This is a genomic window from Erythrobacter sp. S259 (genome assembly GCF_057364965.1).
In genome coordinates this window covers 348,411-372,970 of the sequence record NZ_CP200286.1, presented here as the reverse complement: position 1 = coordinate 372,970, position 24,560 = coordinate 348,411, and the positions used below count along the sequence as shown (strand labels likewise).

Annotated in this window: 19 protein-coding genes, 1 other RNA gene and 3 pseudogenes; 6 read left to right on the top strand and 17 right to left on the bottom strand. The window is 55.9% G+C overall.

What is annotated here, in order from left to right; translation table 11 throughout:
* Nucleotide 1: 1 nt before the first annotated feature.
* The 5 genes and pseudogenes from AC0V60_RS01640 to AC0V60_RS01620 all read right to left on the bottom strand — a co-directional run bounded on the left by AC0V60_RS01640 (nucleotide 2) and on the right by AC0V60_RS01620 (nucleotide 6,406).
* On the bottom strand, nucleotides 2-1,693 hold the full coding sequence (locus AC0V60_RS01640) for an ATP-binding protein (RefSeq protein WP_486176814.1): 1,692 nt from the start codon (nucleotides 1,691-1,693) through the stop codon (nucleotides 2-4).
* A gap of 167 nt (nucleotides 1,694-1,860) precedes the next feature.
* A complete protein-coding gene (locus AC0V60_RS01635; protein WP_486176813.1) occupies nucleotides 1,861-2,634 on the bottom strand; it encodes a TIGR02186 family protein in 774 nt (257 codons plus the stop codon).
* A pseudogene (locus AC0V60_RS01630) lies at nucleotides 2,634-3,549 on the bottom strand (sulfite exporter TauE/SafE family protein). The gene AC0V60_RS01635 and the pseudogene AC0V60_RS01630 overlap by 1 nt, the downstream one beginning before the upstream one ends.
* A gap of 66 nt (nucleotides 3,550-3,615) precedes the next feature.
* The gene (locus AC0V60_RS01625) at nucleotides 3,616-4,893 is read right to left on the bottom strand and encodes a hypothetical protein (RefSeq protein WP_486176812.1); all 1,278 of its coding nucleotides are present in this window, start codon (nucleotides 4,891-4,893) and stop codon (nucleotides 3,616-3,618) included.
* Between the two features lie 40 nt (nucleotides 4,894-4,933).
* Nucleotides 4,934-6,406: a glycosyl transferase family protein gene (locus AC0V60_RS01620; RefSeq protein WP_486176811.1), complete on the bottom strand. Its 1,473-nt coding sequence runs from the start codon at nucleotides 6,404-6,406 to the stop codon at nucleotides 4,934-4,936.
* Between the two features lie 99 nt (nucleotides 6,407-6,505).
* On the opposite strand from AC0V60_RS01620, the pseudogene nhaA reads away from it, so the two are divergent.
* Nucleotides 6,506-7,734: pseudogene (nhaA, locus tag AC0V60_RS01615) on the top strand (Na+/H+ antiporter NhaA).
* A 300-nt stretch (nucleotides 7,735-8,034) separates the two neighbouring features.
* Here nhaA and AC0V60_RS01610 read toward each other — a convergent pair.
* The gene (locus tag AC0V60_RS01610) at nucleotides 8,035-8,943 is read right to left on the bottom strand and encodes a TorF family putative porin (RefSeq protein WP_486176810.1); all 909 of its coding nucleotides are present in this window, start codon (nucleotides 8,941-8,943) and stop codon (nucleotides 8,035-8,037) included.
* A 346-nt stretch (nucleotides 8,944-9,289) separates the two neighbouring features.
* Between AC0V60_RS01610 and AC0V60_RS01605 the strand changes: the two genes are divergently transcribed.
* The 3 genes from AC0V60_RS01605 to AC0V60_RS01595 all read left to right on the top strand — a co-directional run bounded on the left by AC0V60_RS01605 (nucleotide 9,290) and on the right by AC0V60_RS01595 (nucleotide 15,222).
* Nucleotides 9,290-10,096, top strand: a complete 807-nt coding sequence (locus AC0V60_RS01605; protein WP_486176809.1) for a metallophosphoesterase family protein — start codon at nucleotides 9,290-9,292, stop codon at nucleotides 10,094-10,096.
* Nucleotides 10,097-10,181: 85 nt separating this feature from the next.
* The gene (locus AC0V60_RS01600) at nucleotides 10,182-11,492 is read left to right on the top strand and encodes a UDP-glucose dehydrogenase family protein (protein WP_486176808.1); all 1,311 of its coding nucleotides are present in this window, start codon (nucleotides 10,182-10,184) and stop codon (nucleotides 11,490-11,492) included.
* Between the two features lie 238 nt (nucleotides 11,493-11,730).
* Nucleotides 11,731-15,222, top strand: a complete 3,492-nt coding sequence (locus AC0V60_RS01595) for an autotransporter domain-containing protein (RefSeq protein WP_486176807.1) — start codon at nucleotides 11,731-11,733, stop codon at nucleotides 15,220-15,222.
* A 413-nt stretch (nucleotides 15,223-15,635) separates the two neighbouring features.
* Here AC0V60_RS01595 and AC0V60_RS01590 read toward each other — a convergent pair whose 3' ends face one another.
* The 9 genes and pseudogenes from AC0V60_RS01590 to AC0V60_RS01550 form a co-directional block, all read right to left on the bottom strand.
* Nucleotides 15,636-16,274 (bottom strand): hypothetical protein, encoded by a 639-nt coding sequence (locus tag AC0V60_RS01590; RefSeq protein WP_486176806.1) that lies wholly within the window; start codon nucleotides 16,272-16,274, stop codon nucleotides 15,636-15,638.
* Nucleotides 16,271-16,546: a hypothetical protein gene (locus AC0V60_RS01585; protein ID WP_486176805.1), complete on the bottom strand. Its 276-nt coding sequence runs from the start codon at nucleotides 16,544-16,546 to the stop codon at nucleotides 16,271-16,273. The genes AC0V60_RS01590 and AC0V60_RS01585 overlap by 4 nt, the downstream gene beginning before the upstream one ends.
* A 182-nt stretch (nucleotides 16,547-16,728) precedes the next feature.
* Nucleotides 16,729-17,134: RNase P RNA component class A (gene rnpB / locus AC0V60_RS01580), an RNA gene on the bottom strand.
* 218 nt (nucleotides 17,135-17,352) lie between these two features.
* The gene (gene aqpZ, locus AC0V60_RS01575; protein ID WP_486176804.1) at nucleotides 17,353-18,069 is read right to left on the bottom strand and encodes an aquaporin Z; all 717 of its coding nucleotides are present in this window, start codon (nucleotides 18,067-18,069) and stop codon (nucleotides 17,353-17,355) included.
* A 97-nt stretch (nucleotides 18,070-18,166) separates the two neighbouring features.
* On the bottom strand, nucleotides 18,167-18,382 hold the full coding sequence (locus tag AC0V60_RS01570; RefSeq protein ID WP_486179410.1) for an alkyl sulfatase C-terminal domain-containing protein: 216 nt from the start codon (nucleotides 18,380-18,382) through the stop codon (nucleotides 18,167-18,169).
* Nucleotides 18,373-18,543: pseudogene (locus AC0V60_RS01565) on the bottom strand (alkyl sulfatase C-terminal domain-containing protein); the annotation flags it as partial. The gene AC0V60_RS01570 and the pseudogene AC0V60_RS01565, both read right to left, overlap by 10 nt.
* A 239-nt stretch (nucleotides 18,544-18,782) precedes the next feature.
* The gene (locus AC0V60_RS01560) at nucleotides 18,783-19,502 is read right to left on the bottom strand and encodes an N-acetylmuramoyl-L-alanine amidase (RefSeq protein WP_486179409.1); all 720 of its coding nucleotides are present in this window, start codon (nucleotides 19,500-19,502) and stop codon (nucleotides 18,783-18,785) included.
* Nucleotides 19,503-19,561: 59 nt separating this feature from the next.
* On the bottom strand, nucleotides 19,562-20,215 hold the full coding sequence (locus tag AC0V60_RS01555; protein ID WP_486176803.1) for a histidine phosphotransferase family protein: 654 nt from the start codon (nucleotides 20,213-20,215) through the stop codon (nucleotides 19,562-19,564).
* Nucleotides 20,216-20,353: 138 nt separating this feature from the next.
* Entirely contained in the window at nucleotides 20,354-20,737 is a 384-nt protein-coding gene (locus AC0V60_RS01550; protein ID WP_486176802.1) for a M67 family metallopeptidase, read from the bottom strand.
* Between the two features lie 29 nt (nucleotides 20,738-20,766).
* Between AC0V60_RS01550 and AC0V60_RS01545 the strand changes: the two genes are divergently transcribed.
* Together AC0V60_RS01545 and rpoH are read left to right on the top strand one after the other, a co-directional pair.
* The gene (locus tag AC0V60_RS01545) at nucleotides 20,767-21,744 is read left to right on the top strand and encodes an RluA family pseudouridine synthase (protein WP_486176801.1); all 978 of its coding nucleotides are present in this window, start codon (nucleotides 20,767-20,769) and stop codon (nucleotides 21,742-21,744) included.
* Between the two features lie 114 nt (nucleotides 21,745-21,858).
* Nucleotides 21,859-22,758: an RNA polymerase sigma factor RpoH gene (gene rpoH, locus AC0V60_RS01540; RefSeq protein ID WP_486176800.1), complete on the top strand. Its 900-nt coding sequence runs from the start codon at nucleotides 21,859-21,861 to the stop codon at nucleotides 22,756-22,758.
* Nucleotides 22,759-22,814: 56 nt separating this feature from the next.
* On the opposite strand, the gene AC0V60_RS01535 is transcribed toward rpoH, so the two are convergent.
* Complete coding sequence (locus AC0V60_RS01535; RefSeq protein ID WP_486176799.1) at nucleotides 22,815-23,492, bottom strand: hypothetical protein; 678 nt, start codon at nucleotides 23,490-23,492, stop codon at nucleotides 22,815-22,817.
* Nucleotides 23,493-23,657: 165 nt separating this feature from the next.
* Nucleotides 23,658-24,449, bottom strand: coding sequence for a helix-turn-helix domain-containing protein (locus AC0V60_RS01530; RefSeq protein ID WP_486176798.1), 792 nt, complete (start codon nucleotides 24,447-24,449; stop codon nucleotides 23,658-23,660).
* Between the last annotated feature and the right edge of the window lie 111 nt (nucleotides 24,450-24,560).

The window sequence follows — 24,560 nt, the reverse complement described above, 5'->3', positions numbered from 1 at the left end:
TTTATCCCTGTGAGCGCCAACGAAGGACGGTGCGTTCGACAAGCTCTTCCTCGCCCCCACCCCGGTTCCACAGTTCGGAGAAGCTGGGATCTTCAGACGCCGGACGCTTGTGCTCTTCAAGATTGTCAAAGTTCACGCGGATGGGAATGGCGACACCCTCGCCGCAGATGATACACTCGCGGTTGCGAAGCGCTGGGATCGAATCGAGGAAACCGCGCGAACCCTCCGGCATGGCAGAGCGCACAAACGCTTGGTCGCGGTCGTTGTTGAGACGCATCGAGATGATCGTCCCGCATTGGGAGAGCACGCCTTCTGCAAGGTCAGAGGGACGCTGGGTGATAAGGCCTAGGCTGATCCCGTACTTACGGCCCTCTTTGGCAATCCGGCTAAGGATTGAACCGACCGAGGAGCCATCCGAGTTCTTCTCGCTTGGAACATAACGGTGGGCCTCTTCGCACACGAGCAAAATAGGCCGCGTGTTCTCTTCCCGGCCCCAAATGGCAAAGTCAAACACCAGCCGCGAAAGCACAGCGACAACGGTGGAAGTTATGTCCGAAGGCACGCCAGAGACGTCGATAATCGAGATCGGCTTACCCTCGCCCGGCATGCGGAACACCTTGGAGATGAAGTCGGTCATCGTGTCGCCAACAAGCATGCCAGAGAACATAAACTGGTAACGCGGATCGGCCTTGAGTTCTTCGAGCTTGCCTTTGATCCGCATGTAAGGCGCAGATGAGGTTGCTTTATCCAGCTTACCCATCTCATCCTGGATCTTGTTGGAGAGATCCGAAAGCAGATACGGTATCGGGCTATCAACAGTGATTTTGCCCATCGTCTCAGCCAAGCGGTTTTTCGAACGCGCGTGCAGCAAACACTTGGCGAGAATATCCATATCGACCTGGCGTTCATTGCCGTCACTGGTGAGGAGCACTTCGCAATGCTCTTCAAAGTTCATCAGCCAATAAGGCATTTGCAGGTTGGAAACGTCGAGGATTTTGCCCGTCTGGCGGAAAGCTGCAGAGTACTCGCCGTGAGGGTCAACCATGACGATGTGGCCCTCTGGCGCATGTTCGCAAATCCGGTGGAGGATGAGCGCGGCGCTCGTTGACTTACCCGTACCGGTCGAACCAAGCAGCGCGAAGTGCTTGCCCAGCATCGCGTCGATATAAAGCCCGGCGCGAATATCCTTAGTCGGGAAAACCGTTCCAATTGTGATATTGGCGCGGCCATCGCTGGCGTAGATTTGTTCAAGGTCCCTGGTGGTCGCGGGGTAGACCAGCGCACCCGGCACAGGATAGCGCGTCACACCGCGTTTAAAGGCGTGAATGCGCCCCGTGAGCTTTTCTTCAGCGCCCTCACCCAGAAAGTCGATATGCGCGATAATGCCGTTTTGCGCGCGCCGGTCCTTGCGCTGGTCACGCACGTTGGCAAGGAGCCAAGCATCGCCCACGCGGATTTTAATCTGGCTTCCCACTTGCCCGGCAAGCGCGACAGAGCGGTCAGCGTCTTCCATGCATTCATTGAGGCGCTGCAAGTCGAGAGCGATCTGTGATCCGGCGCCTGAAATTTCAAGCACGACGCCGATGGGAAGATCACCGTTGCTTTGAGGTGTGTCTGCGCCGCCGGGCGAGGGTGCCCCGTTTCCTTGAGCGTGTCCCTCAGCCTCAAAACCTTGTTGCCCCATCGCGTTCATGCGGGTTTCCTTGCATAAGCTTAAGCACCGCACCTGACCCTTTGGCGCGCTTCTGCTTTCGGTTTCCACCGTAGCTTTAAAGAATGCGGTATCAGAGTTAAGATCACGTCAACGACGCTGCGCTGGAGACCTTCGTAGCTCGCGCCTGCGCAAACGGTTTACTGAGCCTAAAGCTTGGCGAAGGCCTGCCCTGCGATCCAGCCCATACCCAGCGACAAGAAGATCGCGCCCAGCCCATAGAAAAGCGACCATCGCTGCGAGGCGTAGACGACGGTTCCCTCAAGGCCTACTTTTACCACCGTGATCTCAGCGGTCGCACTGGCAAGCACACGCCCGTCAGAAATTGCGAAGGTTTCTGCGGTGTATTGGCCTGTGGTAACATTGGAGGGCAGAGCAATCCGCGCTTGGTAAAGGACCCCCTCGCTGATCCTCACGCCTTGCGGGTCCTCTTGGTAAAGGCCAAGACGCTGGCGCATTTCCACGAGCCCGCTTGCAAAACGGGTCTGCTCCTCGGGTTCGATCTGACCACTTGGGCTAAGCTGGATGAACTTTGTCCCCAGTTCATAGATGGCCGCCGTTCTCTCATCAACAATATCGGTGACCGGACGAGAGGATGCGACAGCAAAGAAAGAGGGGACGGAGCGAAAATCGCTCGATCCTGAATTCATCCAAACTCCGGCAATCCGCTCTTTTTCCCTCAACCGGATGGGTTCAGCGGGGCCTTTCAAGACCACAGCAATATCAAAATCACGTCCATCACCGGAGCCAGATGGGTCAATCACAGCGCCGTAAAGAAGGAGGTTTGCGCCTGTAAATCCTTGCCGCACTTCAATCCGCGATTGGCTGACCTCAGGGACAAGTATAGGTTCTGCCTGTCCCATCAAAAAAGGAGCGGCCATCAGCAGGCACAGCGCCGACAATAAAGAGCGCGCTTTCGCCATCAGAGGGGGCTTACCGTGTAAATTTCATCGGGCTGAACGCCGAGACCGTAAAGCATACGAAGTGCCACTGCGATCACGATTGCAGCCAGCACAAAGCGCAAGATTTCAGGCCGCGCTTTGATCGCGATCTGGGTTCCGAATTGTGCCCCCATAACCGAACCCAAAAGCAGCAAGCCTGCCAGAATTATATCCACCGCCTTTGTCGTCAGCGCATGGGTCATAGTTGTCACCATAGTCACAAACAGTATCTGAAAAAGCGATGTGCCGACCACCACGTTCCCGCTCATGCCGAGAATATAGAGCATCGCGGGCACCAGAATAAATCCGCCGCCAACGCCCATGAGCATCGTGAGGACGCCTACAATCACACCAAGGACCAGCGGTGCAATCGGCGAAATATATAGCCCCGAGGCATAAAACCGCGTGCGGAAGGGGAGCCCCGCGACAAGCGGATGGTGCCGTCTTTTGCGCGGTGAGGCGTCTTTCTGATCTTTACCGGCTGAAAGCGCCTCAAATGCCTCTCGCATCATGAGTGAACCGATGGAACCAAGCATCACGACATATAGGATGCTGATAACCACATCAATTTGGCCAAGTGCTTGGAAGAGGCGGAATAAAGCAGCGCCGAAGAGCGCGCCGACCACCCCGCCTGCGACCATTACGGACCCCATTCGGTAATCGACACCGCTGCGCCTCCCATGCGCGATCACACCCGAAATGCTCGCGCCTGTAACCTGTGTCGCGGCAGATGCCGCAGCGACCGTGGGCGGGATGCCGTAGAAAATAAGCAGCGGCGTCGTGAGAAATCCGCCGCCAACGCCAAACAGCCCGGACAAGATGCCGGTCAGGACGCCCAGAAACACAATGAACAGACCGTTCACTGAAAGATCTCGCAATGGGAAGATAAACGTCCATCCCTAAGCGACTACCTCAGCGCGCTTAGCGAGGGAAGGAAGGTTTGCACCCTTCTTTGATGTTATCTCAAAAGCGTGTCGAAACCGTCGCAGCAACCCCCGAACCGGGTTCAGCATCGCCTGCCACCTGCTCGCGGTAATCAACCGAAACGCGCGCGGGCACCTTTCCAAGGTCAAAGTCAAATCGCAAAGTTGGACCGATATCGACGCGGTGCACCCCTTCCTGAGCCCCGCCCCAAACGCCGCCGCCGACGCTGATATTGGCCGAACCGATGCCAGGCCTTCCGATCCGCGCCAAATCACGCGCGACTATCGCTTGTCCATCGAGGAAATAGGTGCTGGCGTTTCCGCCCACATAGCCGCCTGCACCATATGCCTCTAAAGCAAGCCCAAGGGGCAATGAAAACGGTGGAATTTCGGTCGCGGCAAAAGCGGCAGGACGAAAGCTTGTTTGCGCCGATACGCCCTCATCAGTGATCGCTGGATTGCGCGCGGCGCGTACTTCCCCAAAAAGACGAACTGGAACTTTCCCTATGGGCCGCGCGGAGGCACCTGCGGCAAGTTCGCTTTCGCCGCCGGGAACCAGAGCGTGATAAGCTCTTGCATAAACGCGCGGATCATGGCGCGAGGATGGTTTTGCCCGCCACTGCAAATTGGCGGCAAGCTGGCTCGCCCCGTAGATGGGTCGGCGCCCTTGCGTAACCGACAAGGCGCTCGATCCCTGCCGATAAAAGCCATAGGCATCCAGAAACCACCGATCTGTCGCTGGTGGGCGAGCGGGCAATGGCTGCGCGCCCAATGGCGGACGAGCCTGTTGACGGGTGCGGTAACGCTTGCCTGAAAATTCTAGGGCAGCTGGCGCGCCGGCCCGAGCCCCATCTGCGGGCCGGTTTAATGAAAGGCTCTCGGTCAGATGTCGGCTCTCTATGGGTACAAGATCGGGCGCCAATGGGTACGGTGAAGCGCGGCGGCGCGCAGTGCCCGGTTGAGGATAGCCGCCCGGGCCAAAGGAGACCTCGGCTTGGTGTTGAATGCGCCTGTGCCCGGTCACGGGAACCGAAGGGTCAGGATGATACCCTCCGGCAGGAACAATTCTATACCCGGGAGGAGGGTATGGCGGATAGGGATAGGAAGCAGACGGCAAATAGGACGGATACTGAGCGTAGGCCTGAGACTGGGGAGCAGGCCAGGCCGAATAAGCGGAAAGCCCTTCGCCGTCATGCGAGGTTTGCAGGATCTGCGCCGTGCCCGCAGGAGTTTGTGCCATGGCAGTATAGGAAAGCGGATTTTCCCAGGTCGCAGCGCGAACCGCAGCCCAGCCTGTGACAAGAACCGCCAGGACCACCAGCGGTGTACCCCGTCTTGCGATTGAGCCCCCCGCAGCGTCATCTCATATTACCTCGTATAGGCACAGCACCTTTAACTATGACAGAACGCTGACTTGGCAGCTGCGCCTCTGACGGCGCGCAGGTCGAAGGCAGATTGGAGCGAGCGGGGTGATGAGAGTGCGCGGTTTTATCCCACTCAATGCCATGCCCCAAATAACTGCGCCAGTAGGCCATGACAGCCCGGCGCCCGGCCATGATCGCGATGATATTTGTGACTGGCATTCGTAAGACTGCATAAATCCCCTCTGCCACACCGTAATTGCGCGCTGTAAACAGGAAGCGCCACACCAAGCGCCAAGCGAAAAATCCGAGATTTGCGATGATAAGCGCATACACAAAAGGCGAGACAGCAATCGGCGCTGACACGTTGAATGCACCAGCAAGCGAGACAATCAACGTCACGATCAAAAGCAAATATCCAAGCGCTAGGACCAATGCCGTAAGCGGCCCGCGGCGATCTCTCACCCGCATCCATGTCTCGGCAATTCCGCCGCTCCACCCAGTGCGATCCCAGCCTTGCAATGCGATGCCGTGAACCCAGCGTGTTTTTTGCCGGACGATTTGGTTCAGCGTTGATGGGAAAAAGGCGCGCGTCGCGATAAGCTTACCATCCTCTCCGCGCGCTCGAACAAACCGGCACCGGCCACCTTGCTCAGCAATCGCAAGGCCCAATTCGTAATCTTCGGTCAAAGAGGCAGGATCAAACGGCACGCCCTCACTTTTCGCGGCGGCCAGGCCGTCAAGCGAGCCGCGCGACATCGCGCACCCCACCCCTGCAGCTGGAAGAGCTGCGCCGACTGCGCTTCGCACGACCATCGCCTTGCCATGCGCCTCGGCAAATTCTTCGCAGTAATGGCTACCAAGCCAATTGCGCGAGGTCTGAGGCAGAGGTTCGACGGGCAGTTGCGCAAATTCAGCCCCCTCTTTGATCGCCCATTCGAGAAGGCCCAGCCCCGCCGGGTCCACCATGTCCTCTGCATCGTGAAAAATGACGCAGGAAAAGCGGATCGAGGAGCGGTGCTCATCATCGCTCATTGCTTCGTAAAGGCGGTTGAGACAGTCCGCTTTTGTACTGGGGCCATCGCGGTCATGAATGACCAAACGAAGCCGCGCGTCACCGCCCGCCGCAGCGACAGCTGCGGCTAACGTGCGGGGGTCATTTCGATAAAGCCCAATATAAAGGCGCAGCGTACTCTGTGGCCAGACATCAAGCAGATGGCGGATCGTATCGCCGATCACCTCGGCTTCTTGCCATGCGGGAATGAACACCGCCACAGGATCGCTAAACAGTCGAGATTGCAGTTCGCTGCGATCCACTCTCGCAGTCCTTGCCCGTCCGGTCAGTTTCAGCCATAGCCACGCAAGATCCACAGCGAAGTCATCGAGAGCGCCAATAAGAAAGAACACCCCTGCGAACAGAAGCAGTTCATATTGCATCAAAACTAAGAATTGCCAAACATCAGATGCCATATAAGCCAAGGCCTCCGGCTTCCTTGAACTACTAACTGATTAACACTGCCCTAAGGGTAAGGCAACTTATTCAAATATGTCCAAAATGGATTTTAATTGATGTCTCAAAATAACAACAATACTTCCAACCCATTACGCCGCGTTTTTGCGCCGGTACGCGCTTTATTTGTTGGTGATGCTTCAGCTGGTATCTTACTAATATTAGTTGCTGCTGCTGCAATGCTCGCGGCAAACTCTACCTTTGCCAATGAATATGACACGCTCATCAACGGCAAGTTTGCTTGGTATCCACACGCCAAATTGAGTTCTCTACATTATATTGTGAATGACGGCCTTATGGCTGTGTTCTTCTTTGTTGTAGGCTTGGAAGTAAAACGCGAGATGATACAGGGGCAACTTGCCAGTCCCGCAGCACGGCGCTTACCGATGATCGCTGCGGCGGCGGGCATGGCGGTCCCTGCGATCGTGTTTATGCTGGTTTCAGGTGGGGGGAATTCACCCGCGGCTGGGCAATCCCGGCGGCCACAGATATCGCGTTTGCCATGGGCGTGCTGGGCATCTTAGGCAGCCGAGTGCCTGCATCCTTGCGTCTTTTCCTCCTCACGGTTGCTATTGTCGATGATATTGGCGCGGTTTTGGTGATCGCGTTTTTCTATACCGAGATCGCTTCATTCACGGCTTTCTTGATGTGGATGGGCGCTTCAGCTGCTGTCTTGGGGGCGATGGCATATCTTAATCACCGCAAAGTCAGCGTGTTTTGGCCTTATATCCTTTTGGCCATTGTCCTTTGGTTCTGTGTTCTGAACACCGGTATCCACGCGACCATCGCAGGTGTTCTAGCCGCGCTCACCATCCCGCTTCACCGCAAAGACGGTAACTCAATGCTTGAGAAGTTGGAACACGGGCTTGCTCCATGGAGCGCGTATCTTGTTGTGCCGGTGTTTGGTTTTGCAAATGCCGGGGTAGCGCTTGCAGGGATGGGCCCTGAAGCACTTCTTGCACCTCTTCCTTTGGCGGTCGCAGCTGGCCTCGTTGTGGGTAAGCAACTCGGCATTTTCACGACTGTCTATATTGCAGACAAGACGGGGTTTGCTCCCCGTCCTGAAAATGCGAGCTGGGCTGAGATTTGGGGCATTTCAATCCTGTGCGGAATTGGCTTTACGATGAGCCTGTTCATCGGGCTTCTCGCATTCCAAGACCAGCAATTGATTGATGCCGCCAAGATTGGCATTCTGGCTGGATCAGCGGTCTCTGCTATTCTGGGTTATTTGGTGCTCCGCATGACAACCACGCACCCGGATAAAGATTGGAACGACCAACGCGACTAAACCGAGCAAACGCAAAAGTTTTGTAACGCATCGATTGCGCAGTTTGGTTTGCAGATCTTCGCGAGCGCAGGCCGTTTTATCGGGCCCTTTCCTCAGGGTTTGCCCTAAGGTTTCGCGCAGGGGTTTTGCTTTGCTGGGCGCTGTTCGGCGGCCCCGCTTCTCTATACCCGGCCAAGCGCTGTTGCTGCGGCGTGTGTGCGCACGGGCGTTTGTTGACAAACAGAAAAGGGCACAGAACCTAATGGTCCTGTGCCCCTCGTTCCTCCCGCTTATAGCGCGGGTAGTCGTTTCTGCGAGAGCTTAGAAGCTTGCTGAAAGTGTCGCTACGAACGCATCACCAGTGAAGACCAAATCGCCGTCTGGCTGGATCAGATCGTTAGCGGCATCGCCCTCAACGCCGATGTATGCAGCGCTCACGGTAAAGGTGTCGCTGAGTGCATAATCTGCGCTCACTGACCAGTCCCATGCGTTGCTGTCATTGGTGAAGGTTAAGAAGCCATCCGTATATCCAAGGTGCGCATTGAGCGATACAGGTGTATTGGGAATACCAACGCTTAGGTCGGTGTAGAGATACAGGTTGTCGGTTGAACCAAGCGAGCTTTGATCAGGCGCATAGGCGATGCCCGGCGTGACCGAAACTGAAGCGAGTGAGAAGCTCAACGAACCATAAAACTCGATATAGTCGGTATTGCCCGCCACACCCGGCGCGTCAGGGAAGAGATAGTAAATCACTCCCACATCGGCCGAAATGCCGTCAGAGACGTCGCCGCTCCAACCGCCGTAAAGGTCAACTTCAGTTGAACCAAAGCCGACCGTCTGTTCGTCAATATTTGATGCCCAGGTGCCAACATAGACGCCTGAAGAGTGGCTGACATCAAAGCCGCCTTGAATAGCGAATTCGCCATCAGACAGATTGACGCCGCGGAACCGGTATTCTGTTGTGAAGGCAACATTGGCTGAGAAACTCAGACCGGTGTCACCAGCCATCTTATTGGCTGCCGCTTCATCAATTGGCTCGATGGCGCGATCTTGTGTGGAGAGGCCTTGCTCTGCATCAAGTGCAGCAGACGCGGTCACGAGCTCAGGGCTGATCGAGGTCAGTTCACCTGCGTCAGCGTCAGACACATTTTCAGCAAGAGCAGGGGCTGCTGTAAGAAACAGACCCATAGAAAGGGTTGCGGCGGAAATGCCGCGGATGGACGTGAGCATTACAACTTCCTTTAACTTTGTTGTTGCTTCGTCCCACCTGCACGTTCGCCGGCTGCTTATTTATGACGCAGTCTCATTCGAACGCGACATAATCGTGCACATATATGATGCAGCGCACAAGGGAATTTGTAGGATTACCCCCATTGATGTGCTCAAAGCGTATGGTTGTGGACTTTTTGCATCACTTCGTGTGACCACCAAGGCACTATAATAGAACAGTGCCTGGCCCTTGGTTGCTGTTCTGGCCGCGCGGCACTAGATAATAAGCCCCTCGCCAATTGTGCTGCAGCTTAATAAAGCTACGAGGACGAAACCAAAGCCTGCGTAAGGGCCCAAAGACTGCAAAATGCTCGACGCGATCCGCTCTTTCTTCACACCCAGGCCCCAAACGCCATTGCCAGCCGTACCGGACGGCGAGCGGTACTACCTGATTGGTGATATTCACGGGCGGCTAGACCTTTATGAAGCAATGGTCGCAGCGATTGAAGATGATGATGCCTCGCGCGCGGCGCGCGATACGCAGGTCGTCCTCTTGGGCGACTTGGTCGACAGAGGGCCTGACAGCGCGGGCGTGGTGTCTTTAACCCGTCATTGGCAAACCCAGCGCAGTGTGCGGGTGCTTGCAGGCAATCATGAGCAAATGATGCTCGATGCATTCAATAAGCCCGAGATTTTGCGGCACTTCCTCAAACACGGCGGGCGTGAGACGGTCATGTCCTATGGGCTGACCAAAAAACAGTTTAACGCAATGACCCTCGAAGATTTGTTTGAAACATTGCCCAAACTCATCTCCGCCTCAGAGCGCGACTATATCGCCTCCTTCGAAGAGTACATCATCGCAGGCGATTACATGTTCGTTCACGCCGGAATTGATCCCAATGTGCCAATCGAAGAGCAAAAGCGCAGCGATCTGCTATGGATCCGCGACCGGTTCCTTAGCCATGAGGGCGCTCTTGATAAGGTCGTGGTTCACGGCCACACAATCTTTGACCGGGTCATGGATTGCGGCAACCGTATTGGCATTGATACTGGCGCTTTTCGCTCAGGTGTGCTGAGCGCGCTCGTGCTTGAAGGGGACCAGCGCAGGATCATCCAGACAATCCAGACCGGCGATGCCCCGGTTGAAATATTCCACGGTGAAAAAGGGCAATAACGCGCTCTCAACACTCGTGTAACCATGCCAGGCTATAGGCCCGGCCTGATTGAGTAGAACACGTTAAGCCCAAAGGACTGAGACGATGAAGATTGCTATGGTGGGATCGGGCTATGTTGGGCTCGTATCTGGGGCGTGTTTTGCCGATTTTGGCCATGATGTGGTGTGCATCGACAAAGATCAGAGCAAGATTGATGCTCTGCATGACGGCATTATGCCGATTTACGAACCCGGCCTTGGCGCTCTGGTTGAAACCAATGTGAAATCGGGCCGCCTTTCCTTTACCACTTCGCTCGCCGAGGGGATAAAAGACGCCGCTGCTATATTCATTGCGGTTGGCACACCCAGCCGCCGAGGCGATGGCCACGCAGACCTGTCTTATGTTTACGCAGTCGCCAAGGAGATCGGCGAGAGCCTCTCGAATGAGGCTGTTATTGTCACTAAGTCAACGGTCCCAGTCGGCACTGGCGACGAGGTTGAGCGCATCCTTGCCGACAGCGGCACAGGGCACCGCTTTGCCGTCGTCTCCAATCCTGAATTTTTGCGCGAAGGGGCGGCAATTGGCGACTTCAAGCGCCCTGACCGCATTGTGATCGGCGCTGAAAATGAGTTTGGCCGCGAAGTTATGAGCGAGGTTTATCGCCCGCTGTTCCTCAACGAATCGCCAATTCTCTTCACCTCGCGCCGAACGAGCGAACTGATCAAATACGCCGCCAACGCCTTCCTTGCGACCAAGATTACCTTCATCAATGAAATGGCTGATCTGTGTGAGAAAGTCGGTGCAAATGTCCAAGATGTGAGCCGCGGGATCGGCATGGATAACCGGATCGGAGCCAAATTCCTGCACGCTGGTCCCGGCTACGGCGGATCGTGCTTTCCCAAGGACACGCTCGCGCTTCTCAAGACCGCAGAGGACTATGACAGCCCCACCCGCATCGTTGAAGCGGTGGTCAAGGTCAACGAAAGCCGCAAGCGTGCGATGGGCCGAAAAGTGCTTGATGCGCTTGGCGGAGCAGACGCGGCGCGCGGCAAGAAAGCGGCCCTCTTGGGCCTGACCTTCAAGCCCAATACTGACGACATGCGAGATTCACCCGCAATTGCGGTTGCGCAAACACTGACGGATGCAGGGGTAGAAGTGTCAGCGTACGATCCAGAAGGTATGGAACTGGCGCAGCCGCTAATGCCTGATGTGAAAATGTGCGACGATCCCTACACCGCAATCGAGGGCGCGGACGCGACCGTTATTGTGACTGAGTGGGATGCGTTCAGAGCACTGGACTTGGACCGGGTGAAAACCCTCGCAAACGCTCCAGTCCTCGTCGATTTACGTAACATTTATTCGCCAGATGACGTGCGCGCCCGAGGCTTTACTTACGCGAGCATCGGCCGGGCCTGAACCCATTTTCGAGTCGCTGCGAGTCGCGTAATTTTATTCCAATTTTTCAGCTCAGCACGCAGCCAATCGTCGCAAGGTTTCGCGTTAACCATGTGTACGAATTCACATTCACTTGCGATTCAGGTCGCTTTCCCCTCGGGAGACCGGAAAAGTTAAAGATATGTAAAAATATCCCTTGGAATCCCCCCTGCCTATGTAGCTTCTTTGGCAGGGGAAATTTCTAGATAGGGGCATTTACATGAATAATCGTATTCTAATGTCTGGTGTGGGCAGTCTCGCTCTCGCCGGATCTCTTGCTGCGTCTCCCGCGTATGCAAATGACGGGGTCGAAGCCGACCTCGTAGGCCCAGTGGCCGAAGATACCGAAACTGCTGATGATAATGATGCACGTAGTGCGGTGGTACCGCTCAATACTTTTTCAGGAATCGATACAGGCGCATTCAGCGTTACCTTTGATGCTTCCAGAGACTTCCGTGTTTCGCGCACTGACAGTGAGTTCATCGGATCAATCACCGGTCCGGATCAAGAACTCATCGTTCGCGATGATGTGGGCGTAGATTTTGGTGATCCTGACAATGTCGCTCCTTATGCGGTTCATATCTTCCAACAACGCAATTCTGATGGCGGCGTGTTCTTCAACTGCTCAGGCAGCGTCATTAACCCACGCACGATCCTGACTGCAGCACACTGTGTGAACGGTAGTGATGGACCCATTGCAACAACCTCGTCAGAGACGTATGGCTTGCCGGGTGCTGGCGCTGAGACCACATTGCTTATCGCTACTGGCCAAAGCAGCGCAGATCGCCTCTTCACTTACCTGCCAACAGGTGCAGGATATGACGAAGGCGGCGTTGCATCTAGTACCGACGTTATCATTCATCCAACAGCTAACCCTGATAACGGGGGCTTGGGCTTCCCATGGGCTGACGTCGCGCTTATCGCTGTCGACGCGCCGATCACAGACGTGCCATCGCTTTCAATCCTTTTGAGTCCGCTGAGTGAGCTCACGCATGTTCTGCAAGTGGGTTACGGCACCAACGGCACTGGATTGACCGGTGGCAGCAACGCCGGTTCACGATTCCTTCGTCGTGTTGGCGAAAATACACTCGGCCTGATCGGTAGTCTTGGCGACTACATTGATCCGATCTTCTCGGACTTTGCGCCTTCAACACAGGTCCTTGGCTTCGAATCTCAGCCTTACTATTGGACTGACTTCGACAATCCTAATCGTACACCTGAGCAACAAGCAGGCTGCGAATTCCCTGGCGATACGATCAGCTGTACCGACCTCGATGCTGTGCTCGCGATCGACTATTTCGATGGCGACGCGCTTCCTCTTGAAGCGGGCACAGCCCCCGGCGACTCTGGTTCACCACTGGTCGCCGATCAGCTTGCGGACTTCCCGCTGGCCATCGGTGTCCTCTCGGGCGGCTTCGACTTCTTCGGTCTGGGCTCAGCTTTCGGCGACGTAAGCTTTTACAATCCATTGTTCCCGTTCTTCGAGTTCATCACTGAAAACACACCTTACAAGTATGTCTCGGCGAATGCTGGTGATGGCAATTGGTCGGATCCAACGCACTGGACACAGGACCTCGATCCGGGCTTTTTCGTCATCAATGAATCTGGCGAAATCGTTAACGGTGTTCCAACCGGCAACGAGCCTGGCATTTTGGAAACCGGACCTAAGGTGGGCACCGTACTTGGTGTCGACATCTCTGGTAACAACTCTGATGTCACGCCTGGTTTTGAGGATTTCGACGTTACAGTTCCGGAAAGCTCAGCATTGCTTGGCCCAGGTTCCACTGGTTTTGTTCCGCAAAACACCGATGGTACCATTGGCGTCGCATTCGCAAACCCAGCGCAGTACTTCGAAGTTCACCTGAACAACGAGGGCCGCACCACGGTCGACATCGACGTTGAGATCGACAAGCTTGTCATCAACAACGGCCTTGCCGAAGTGTTCGTGCCCGACGCGCAGAGCCTGACGCTCATCCAAGATATCGAGCAATTCGGCGGCTTTGTTGAGAATGATGGCACGATCAACACCCCGTTCTACTTCCTGCTCTCTGGTGAGCTTGGTGGTGACGGCGGTACGGTCAACACAAATGCCCTTCTGAACATTGCTGGCCTCGTGAATGCTGGCGGTGCTGGTTCGTTTGGTACAATGACCATCAACGGTGATTTCCTTCAAACCTCTGGCGGCGCTATCCTGTCTGACTATAGCCGCGGTCGTCGTCGCACGATCACCTCGGATACTTACGAAGTGACTGGCACTGCTCTTCTGGGCGGTACACTCCTCGTAAGCACCACTGATCGTCGTCCACGTTTTGGCACAGAGTACACTGCTCTGACCGCTGGTGCAGTTGATGGTACATTCGATCAGACTGTGCTTCTGAGCAACTCGGCAACGCTTCAAGCCGAAAGCCGCGTTGAAGGCAATGAAGTGATCGTTGAGATCACCGCTCGTAGCCTGCAAGACCTTTTGGGTCGCGGTAGCAGCATGGAATCGCTCGGCAGCGCGCTCGACGGTCTGCGTTCGGCACGCTTTGCTGAGTTCGCTGGTCTCTTTGATGTCGTCGATGGCGCAAGCTTCGACACCCTCGGCGCAACGCTTTCATCGCTGAGCCCAGTCAACGCCTTCAACCAGACGTTCACTGCGAACTCTTTCTCGCACCGTTTCACTGGCCAAATCGCTCAGCGCACCTTGGCTCTGCGTGATGGCTCGCGGGCTGCTGGAGGCTTCACCGCCGCTGGTAATGCGAGTTACGCGATTGCAGGCGGCGCTCCTTCGGAGATCGGCAAAGTCGGCATGTTCGGCACTGCTTCTGGCGCTTACGTCAATGGCGGTCAGCAACAGCAAAGCGTGATCGGTAACGGCACCGCTGGCTTTGGCGCACTCGGTGTCAACGGCCTTAGCACCGGTGAGGTTGGCGCGAATGCGTTTGAACAGCTGTCTCTGAGCCAGGCTGGCGAAATCACCGTGGGTGCTGACGTCCGTTTGAGCGAAGGCTTCAGCTTCGGTGTTGCGGTCTCGAACATCCGTAACAGCCAGCTGGCGCTTGCCGGTAGCCAGCCGCAGCAAGAGGACAACAGCCGTTCGGTCGCACTCTACGCGACCTATAACGAGGGTGGTCTCTTCGCTGATGGTTACGCTGGTACAGCTGACCAACGCCTGGGTGCAAACCGTCAGGCCGCCGGTGAGTTTGCCGCAGTCTATGACAACGCGGCCGGTCAATCCGACGGTGATCAAGTCTTTGGCGGTGTGCGTCTTGGTTACGCCTTCGATCTCGGCAGAGGCATGGAAGTTGGCCCAGTGGCTAGCCTTGACTATCTCAACAACCGCATTGGCGGCTTTGATGAGACGGGTGCTGGCACCTTCGGTCTGAGCGTTGATGATCGCACCTTCACCTCGGTGGGTGCCAAGTTTGGCGCAATGGCAAGCTTCGACATCAAAACCAGCGAGACCAGCGCTATCAAGGCATTTGGTTCTGTGGCTTATGCTCGTGAGCTTGCCGACACTGAGGACGTAGTGACCGCTCACTTCTTCGGTGCTGCAGACAACGCCTTTGAGATCAGCAACGCGCTTGATCCACAATGGATGAGCGTCAATGCGGGTGCAGAGATGCTGCTGGGTAACAACTTCTCAGCTTCTGTCTCCGTCACCTCAGACATGGGCCGCGGCGTTCTCTCGAACGACCAGGCTCAAGCATCGCTGAGCTGGCGCTTCTAAGCTCAAGACTTAGAGCTACGACCTTTGAAGACCGGGCTCTGCCACAAGGCAGGGCCCGGTTTTTCTTTGGGCGGCTACTTACTAGGAGAGGGGCATTCTGTTCAGCTGCTGCTCCCTTTTGCTTAGGTTCCACACACTTGGCACGCTGTCTCAAGGGCGAAACCTCGCAAAAGGCGCGCAAAGATCGCCCGCTTAAAGCGATTGATAGATTGAGGAAATGGTGCGCAGTCATGCGCTGCCGAGTAGCATTGCCCGGATTTAGAAAAATCTACAGATCGCGGAAAAAGAGAGCTCAAGCGTACGGGCGCAGCCCATCTAACGCAGCGCCAGAAATGACCGATTATTGGGGGGGACTGACGTTCTGTTCAGTAACGATCGCGTCCTTAACCACCATTTTGGATGGACCGCACATCTCAGACAACCTTGCACTTCTTGAGCATCCAGCCCTTGTCAGCCTTGGCATGCTTGAGTGCCGCCCCCAGCGGCCCGCTCAAAAAGATTGAATTGCTAACGCGCTCATCAACCCAAATATCAGGGCCGGACAAAGCCGCTTTGTTGACTGCAATTTCACCGTCCTTCACGGGAGCAGGAGGCCTCCAACCCTTGACGCCTCCGGGCCGAATATTGCGATATTTCGCCCTGGGAGATTGATCCGGCTCAAACGCGCTCTTGGTGTTGCCGACATTGATGCAAAGCCACGGGCCAGGAATCGGCGTCTTGCGATCCTTTTCGAAGACCTCCACAGGATAGAGTCCACCGCCACCCAAATCGAATTGCGACAAAACATCAGCGCAAGATTGATGAATGATTGGAATGCTGTAGGCGACAAAAAACAGCGGGAGATTGACATCTGACGCCTCAGCCCCCTCGTGCAGCCAGGTGTTCTTTGGGAAATACTCCGCCGATATTGGACGACCAAATTTATTCGCTTCGGTCATACTCCACTGCCCTTCCTCATCATCACCTGGATATTTTGGCCTTTCGTTGCTAAACGGCCTCATGTTGGAAGCATGACTGATGGCAGCGCTAATCCAAACCTGATCGCTCATCATTTTTCTTTCTTAAATTTAAGCATAAATACAAAGGCTATAACGCCCGCTATCAATAGGCAGACCACCGCAAGAGGCTGCCCAAGCGGCTCAACCAAGAACCGGTCCACCACGCGATCAACGATGGTGACAATGCCCGCCCGGCGCGTGTCATTGCTGGCCAAATATTGGTCGAGAAATCCGGTGCCCACCTGCAACGCCACAAGCCAAAACCAGGCGAGCGCAAACAGAGCGAGACCCCAGCGCCGCCAAGGCATTGCTCTCTTAAGGTTCATCAACAAAACCTGCCCTCCAACGAAGTTCACTACCATTTGGTCGTGAACGAAGTGTAAGTCTTAGTCAGCTATCTAGGTTTCGCTTTGTGCAGCGTTTCCTTGGGCAAGTCAGCAACTGGGTCCGGAGCCGAACGCTACAACGGGGCGTAAGACCGTAATGGTAAGGCCGTTCGCAGCGCAAAGTATCAGGGGGCGTCATAAGCCGGGTTCTGTTTCCCCTGACGGGGCGGCAACCATTCATCTGGGCGGCCTGTTGCCAGGCGCGCTCAAGCAGCCAACCCGGGTCTTCCTGGGGCGAAACACCCCTGCCCGCCGCGAACGACGCGCGCGAGACCCCTATTTGGCCTTGCTCCGGGTGGGGTTTACCATGCGAGGCCTGTTGCCAGACCCCCGGTGCGCTTTTACCGCACCCTTTCACCCTTACCTGTGCCCGATCTCGGGCCATCGGCGGTTTGCTCTCTGTGGCACTTTCCCTAAATGCGCGTCCGAAAACGCACACTCGGCGGGCGTTACCCGCCACCCTTGTTTCGTGGAGCCCGGACTTTCCTCGCGAGATCCGAAAACACACGCGGTTGCCTCAGCCCCCTGATCCGTGCAGCGCATACACAAAGGGCCAGCTAATGGGAAGCTGGCCCTTTGATTGTTATGCGATGAATGGGGGCCAGCTAATCGGAAGCTGGCCCTTTGATTGTTATGTGATGAATGGGGGCCAGCTAATCGGAAGCTGACCCTTTGATTGTTATGCGATGGTTCGGTGCCGACTTTGAGAAAGCCAGCCCCCCCATTTTTGCATCGCCATGTGCACTCTATTCTTCGGTTCCGCCGATATTTTCGAGTGATTGATCAGGTGAGATCAGGCCCCAGACAATCGCTCCGATCGCAGCGCCCACAAGCGGCGCAACCCAGAACAGCCAAAGCTGCGGTACAGCAGCCGTGTCGGCATAAAAGGCAACGCTGGTCGAGCGCGCCGGATTGACCGATGTGTTGGTCACTGGGATCGAGATCAGGTGGATCAGCGTCAAGGCAAGGCCAATTGCGATAGGCGCAAAGCCCGCTGGCGCTTTAGCTGAGGTCGCGCCCAGGATCACAATCAGAAATCCAGCCGTGAGGACAATTTCAGCCACCAGCGCGGCGGTCATCGAATAGCCCCCGGGTGAAAGCTCTCCATACCCGTTGGAGGCAAAGCCGCCCGCTTCAAAGCCAGGCGCGCCGCTTGCGATGACGTAGAGGATGCCAGCAGCACAAAAAGACCCGAGCAGCTGCGCGCCCCAGTAGGGTACAAGTTCACCCCATGAAAAGCGTTTGCCAATCGCAAGGCCTAGGGAAACGGCTGGATTGAAGTGCCCGCCCGAAATGCCGCCGACCGCGTATGCCATGGTGAGCACTGTCAGACCGAAGGCGAGCGATACGCCAACAAATCCAATCCCGAGCTCAGGAAAACCGGCTGCAAGCACAGCCGATCCGCATCCGCCAAACACCAGCCAGAAAGTACCGATGAACTCGGCTCCAAGTTTCTTCATCATGTGTGATCCCTCCTTCATGTTCTTTGTATTGCGCTATTAAAGCATCTTTTTTCCCCGACTTCTGTGAGCATTTGTAAAATTGCGACCAAGCGCGATTTTAAGGCTCGATAATATCAAACTGCGGATCGGGCCGGTCGAGCGATTGGAACAGCGCCCAAAGCGCCATCGGATTGCTCTCAATGCTCGCATCAACGCTTGCCAGAAGCGCTTGAATATCGGCCTGCTGCGCGAGCAGGAGATTGAAGTCGCTGCGATCAATCGTGAGCGGTACCTCAGGTGCATAGCCGGGCCAGAGCGCGGATACATCACGCAGCCTCGCATATCGACGGTGACCGCCTCCCCTGTATCTGGAAAGGTGAATTGCAAAAGAGCAGGCTCACCTGTCATTTTCGCAGGGTTGAACCGCGTTGCTAAGGCATCGCACAGGTCAATTGTTGCGACCGCTGCGAAAACCCCGGCGGTGGCAGTCGTGATACCGTCACTCTCAATCTGAGCGAGCAGTCCGCGCTACGCGTTCTCAAAGTCCTCGCGATCCTCAAGCGAAAGGCCTTGCGCCTCACCGGCGTTGTGGTCAGCGGTCGCCTTGCTTGCTACGCCGCTTGGCGGGGTGTGTTGCTGATGAGCGCGAACAGCGCGCACATGCTGAGGATCACTGGAAATTGTCTCATGAAGGTTCTCCCCAAATCCAGATTTTTTGATGCCCTTTGGCGGGTCTATCTCACCAAACCTTGATCTCTTTCTAGCAGCAGTTGCCACAAGATCGCGCCCAATTGCGCGTCGACGTGGCCTTCAATCCGTTCCGGCCGCCAGCGCCTCTCAAACGCCTCAATCGCCTTCGTGCCCTCAGTAATGTCATAACCAAAGCGTTCGAGCGCCAATAGAAATGCACCATCGTTGTCGAACGGATCAGCCTGCTCGAACTTCGCTGGCGTCGGCAGGCACAGGCCGTATTCCGACAAACGCTCCCATGGGAACAGCTCGCCCGGATCCACTTTGCGAATGGGCGCCACATCTGAATGGCCCACCACATTCGAGCGCGCGATGTCGTAGTCTTGGACGATTCTAGCGATGAGCGGCACCAACGCCTCGAACTGGGCGTCCGTAAAGCCGCGGTAGCCTCCGTTGGCTGGGTCGTGGCCTGGATGGTCGAGCTCAATTCCGATGCTCGCCGAATTCACATCCTTTGTGCCGCGCCAGTAAGATGCGCCCGCATGCCAAGCGCGCTTCGCCTCGCTCACCAGTTGGATCACCTCGCCCTCTTCGGAGATAAGGTAATGCGCAGAGACCCCAGCATCCGCATCGGTCAGACGGTCTAGCGCGGTCTCGACCGGTTTCATTTCGGTATAGTGGATCACCACTATGCTGATCGGCAGCTTACGATCATTGCAATTGGGCGAAGGCACCACCCGGTGAACAAGCTCGCTCACCTCCATATCGCGCCACTCAACCGGCGGAATGCCGCCCAGAGGCGGAACCGGTGGGAGCATTTCGCTCACCCGATCATGCCTTCAGGTTCAGGCAAGACCGCGCCAAGTACCAATGCGCCATCGGTGAGCGCAAATTGCAATCCTCCGCCCATATCCGCCGCCAACAATGCAATCATATGAGCAGCAGCCGTGCGGCTTGATATTTCGGATGCGTCAAGCTGCCCCTGAAGCGCGAGGCCAATGGTTTCGTCAAAGGCGAGCTTTTCCGCCGTCGCGCGCGCCACGATCTCTACATTGCCGCCAGTGCGTTCTGCACCGATATCAAGCGTCCCGCCGCGCACCAATGCATCGAGTGCAATCTGCGATAGGTTAAGCATCACCTTGATCGCAGCCTTTGGCAGCTTGGCATCAGAAATTGCCCAATTGAGTTCAACACGCTTGGCATCGGTGGCAAGCGAATTGATCACTTCTTGCGCTTCTTCGACGGGCACATATTCGCCAAACCCGCCCGCTGCACCAAAGGCGAGGCGAAAGAATTTGAGTTTATCGGTGCTGGTCTTCGCGCTTTGTTCAAGCAGCTCCACACAGCGTTTCTGCATTTCCGGATCGGTCTCGTCGGCGAGCAGCTCAATCCCGTTGGATAAAGCGCCCACAGGCGAGAGAAGATCATGGCAAAGACGCGAGCACAACAGCGCGGCGAGATCGGTTTGTGAGGTCATTAAGCCCTAGTTTCCCAAAAGTTTGGCACACTTAGCATACTGTTTAAGGCGAAAAATCTCATCCTGCTACACCGCCATGCGATTGTTCCACCAAAGTGGTTCAAATACTTGGCTGTTACCCGCCGCATAATGAGCACCTTAATACTCCGTCACGCGGTAGGAGTGCGGCTCAAACCCGGCCGCCGCATCTCTCCAAAAGCGAACTTCGCCCTCTCCAGCGATTACCCAGATTTTTCCATCTCGCGCTGCCATCTCTTGATCGGTCTTCGAGGGCGCCGCGGGCCCATTGGGGTGCGAGTGAAAGTATCCGATCACTTCGCTTCCTCCGGCACGGTGAGCGCGGTAGGCATCAATGAGCGCCTGCGGGTCAATCTCGAAATGGGTTTCAGGGGATTGATGGACATTAGCGGTTTCCGCGAAATGGGTGATTTTACCGCCTGCACCCAGCAATATCCCGCAAGCCTCGCGCATGCCCGCTGCTACCGTGGCCGCGCGCATTTGAGCAAGCGCTTGACTTGTCACCTGAGTTTCCATCGCTCATGGGTTTAGCCATGTCCGAGCTTCAAGTCATTACAGACACGATCACTGGCACCATTGCGGCCCCTGGCCGGCTGGATAAGGCATTGGCGGACGCAACCGAACTGTCGCGCGCACGGGTTCAGGCGCTGATCGGCGAGGGCCGCGTAAAGATAGATGGCAAACCCGCCGCCTCCCCCAGCGCAAAGGTCGCACAGGGCGCTGAGTTTCGCATCACCGTACCAGCAGCAGCCGAGGCTGAGGCCAAGCCGCAAGACATCCCCCTCGATGTGGCGTTTGAGGATGAACACCTCATCATCGTCAACAAACCGGCTGGCATGGTCGTGCACCCGGCTGCTGGCAATCCCGATGGAACGCTGGTGAATGCACTCCTCTATCACTGCGCCAATAACGGGGAGGGCTCATTATCCGGCATTGGTGGCGTCGCCCGTCCCGGCATCGTTCACCGCATCGACAAAGATACATCCGGCCTCCTCGTGGTCGCCAAGTCGGATGCTGCTCACGAAGGGCTCGCTGCGCAATTTGCCGAGCATACCGTCCACCGCCGGTATTTGGCCATATGCGCAGGTCATCCGAAGCGTTCAGAAGGCACAATTGACGAGAAATTGGGCCGCTCTGACCACAACCGAAAGAAAATGGCGGTGCTGGACAAGAATTCCTCACGCGGAAAACGCGCCATTACCCATTACAAAGTTCTACAGAGGCTTTCATCGAGCGCGCTTGTCGAATGCCGACTTGAAACCGGCCGGACCCATCAGGTGCGCGTTCACTGTGCATCAATCGGCCATGCTCTATTAGGAGATCAATTGTACGGCAAGACACCGAAGCCCTTAAAACCCTTGCTGGCTGAGCTGGGGTTCGCGCGCCAAGCGCTTCATGCAGCCGAGCTAGGTTTCCTACATCCAGTTCTCGGGCAAGAATTACGTTTTAACGCGGATTTACCCGGCGACTTGAGGGAACTAATCGACGAACTTGGTTGTTCTAATCGATGAAATGCGCTGCAAAACGCAGCAAACTCGCATATATGTAACCATGTGGCCCGTAACTTCGGATGCCCGTCAGGGGTCCGATGCATCGAGGTCGACGCAAGAAAGGTTGGAAATAACGTGAGCACTACAGCAAAAGTTCCGGCACTTAGCGGCGAGCAAAGCCTCAATCGCTATTTGTCCGAAATCAAAAAATACCCCGTGCTGACCGCCGAGCAGGAATACATGCTCGCCAAGCGGTATGAGGAGCACGAAGACCCCGAAGCCGCTTCGCAATTGGTATCAAGCCACCTGCGTCTCGTCGCGAAGATCGCGATGGGTTATCGCGGCTACGGCCTGCCCGTCTCTGATCTGATCTCAGAGGGGAACGTAGGCCTGATGCAGGGCGTCAAGAAATTCGAAGCCGACCGCGGTTTCCGCCTCGCGACATACGCGATGTGGTGGATTAAGGCGAGCATGCAGGAATACATCCTGCGCTCGTGGAGCCTTGTCAAAATGGGCACCACTGCGGCTCAGAAAAAGCTGTTCTTCAACCTTCGCCGGATGAAGAAGCAATTGGAAGCCTACGACGATTCTGATCTGCACCCCGATGACGTGACCAAAATCGCGACAGACCTTGGCGTGCCAGAGCAAGAAGTCGTCAATATGAACCGCCGGATGATGATGGGCGGCGATGGTTCGCTCAACACACCTATGCGGAACGGCGAAGAGGGTGCCGGCGAATGGCAGGATTGGCTGACCGACGACGCACCGCTTCAGGATGAAACCGTTGCCGACGCTGAAGAGGCCACTGTGCGCCACGAAATGCTGGTTGAGGCGATGGACTCGCTCAACGAGCGTGAGCAGCACATCTTGACCGAACGCCGCCTGACGGAAAGCCCGCAGACGCTGGAGGAACTCTCACAGGTTTACGACGTAAGCCGTGAGCGTATCCGCCAAATCGAAGTGCGCGCGTTTGAGAAGCTGCAAAAAGCAATGCAGCGGATCGCGGGTGAGCGGCTATTGCCTGGCATGGCTTGATCATACCTTTTGAGATTGTTAGTGCCCTCTTCGGTTGATCCCGGGGAGGGTTTACCTCAAGGACGTGTCCGAATGACAGTTGGAACCGATGTATTTTGACGAACCCAGTCTTTTGTATCACTACAAATCCAGCTGATCATTTGTAGGATCGCTCCATATTCAGCAGTCAAATTCTGACCAATTAGTGGCTCTTGATGGAAGATCCGATTTCGCAGTTCCTTAATCGTTCTGCCAACACGTCCAACGTCTTTTATGTTCAATCCGTTCCCTAGGTTGGGGAAAACCAGCTGTGTGTTTTGGTTCCAGATGATCCCATTGTATTCTTTGCGAAGAATCGCAATCCAAAAGCCGAAGGTAAGTGAAGAAACGATTTGAGGCGTGGTTGCAGCAGACCGATACATCCGCAACCGTCTTCGAGCGGCCTCAGCGATCTCTTGCTCTTGGCGCGGCTGAAAGGCGGCGCGACAGATTGCATCGTTACACCAATCAAGCCCATATATAGTTGTAAATGCTCTATGAATTGCATTTCTGAGGCAATCTTCAACGGACTGCAAAGGATAATGAAAGCTCTGTCCTACAGAGGCATTCCAAAGGTACAATGCATGAGCTCGGGTCTGGTCATAGCCCGCTGCTCGTTCAAATGTGTGCCAGCGTTCGGGAGATACAGAACGCTGCAAGGAATGGATTAACTGCGGCGAAACCTGACTTGTGATATTTACTTGACGGATTGGCATAGAACAGTCATTCCACTTTTGAGAGTCGGGGCTGTAAAGCCGTCCGGACTAGATAGAGCCCCCGGACAGCCATTTGGCCCTCCGGGGGTTTCGCTGTCTAGAGAAAGACTTACCGAAGCTCTGCGTCAAGAGAAGCTGTGAGTAACGGCAATAATTATACAGTATTCACTCCCTCAACCGGCAAAAATCATCACCCATCGCAGTATTGAGCACTTCCCGATATTCGACAAGTTGAGCATCGCCTTCTCGCACAAGACCAAACACCGGCTCCCCCATTTGCTCCAGCGGTAGAAACGCCACTGGGCAACTCACCGGCACCAATTGCGAGCCCTGCCCCACTTGCAGCGTTGAGAGGAGGCCAAACATGCGAGCCTCGCGCGTGGCTCTGCCCAGCATGATCATACGGTATTGGCCCGCCTCGGACGTCATCAGATAGGTGTGGCCCGACAGATGGGGCATGGAGACAAAGCCCGCTTGCTCAAAGTTCGGGTCGAGCCGGTCGCTTTCAGAGAACACTAGGTGCCCCTGCGCATCGTCCCAGCGGATGTCAGTGCGATAGGCGTAGACCGCGCCCTCTTCGCCAAAGCTTGCACGCAAGGTCAAATATTCACCCTCGATCCAGCGAACAGCAGGGCGCGCGTAAGAACCCATCTCGGCAGGCGCTAGCATGGAGGTGGGGGCAATAACTTCGGGCTCAGCTACCGCGCTCCCTCGCAAGGATGCGCCCAAGGCTCCTTCCAGCCGCACAATCGTGGCCAAGGTAAACCGCCTGCGCCCAGACAATGCCTTTTCCAATGTCGAGACCGACAGCCTCGCGGACTGCGCCAGCCCAGCGCGCGAAATTCGCTGGCGGGCAATCTCTTCGCGCAGGCGCACTGCCACAACTGCGTCGTCAAATTCCCCAATCACACCCGCATACCCCATCATTTCCTCCTGCTTACCGCTCTTACGTCTCACAAAACCGGACAAATCCTCACATCGTCTCACATCCTCGCTGCGCCTCCCGCACAAATGGGCGGAAACTGGCTTTTCTTGCTCATGGCGCAGCGCCTTTGCTCGCTCATATGG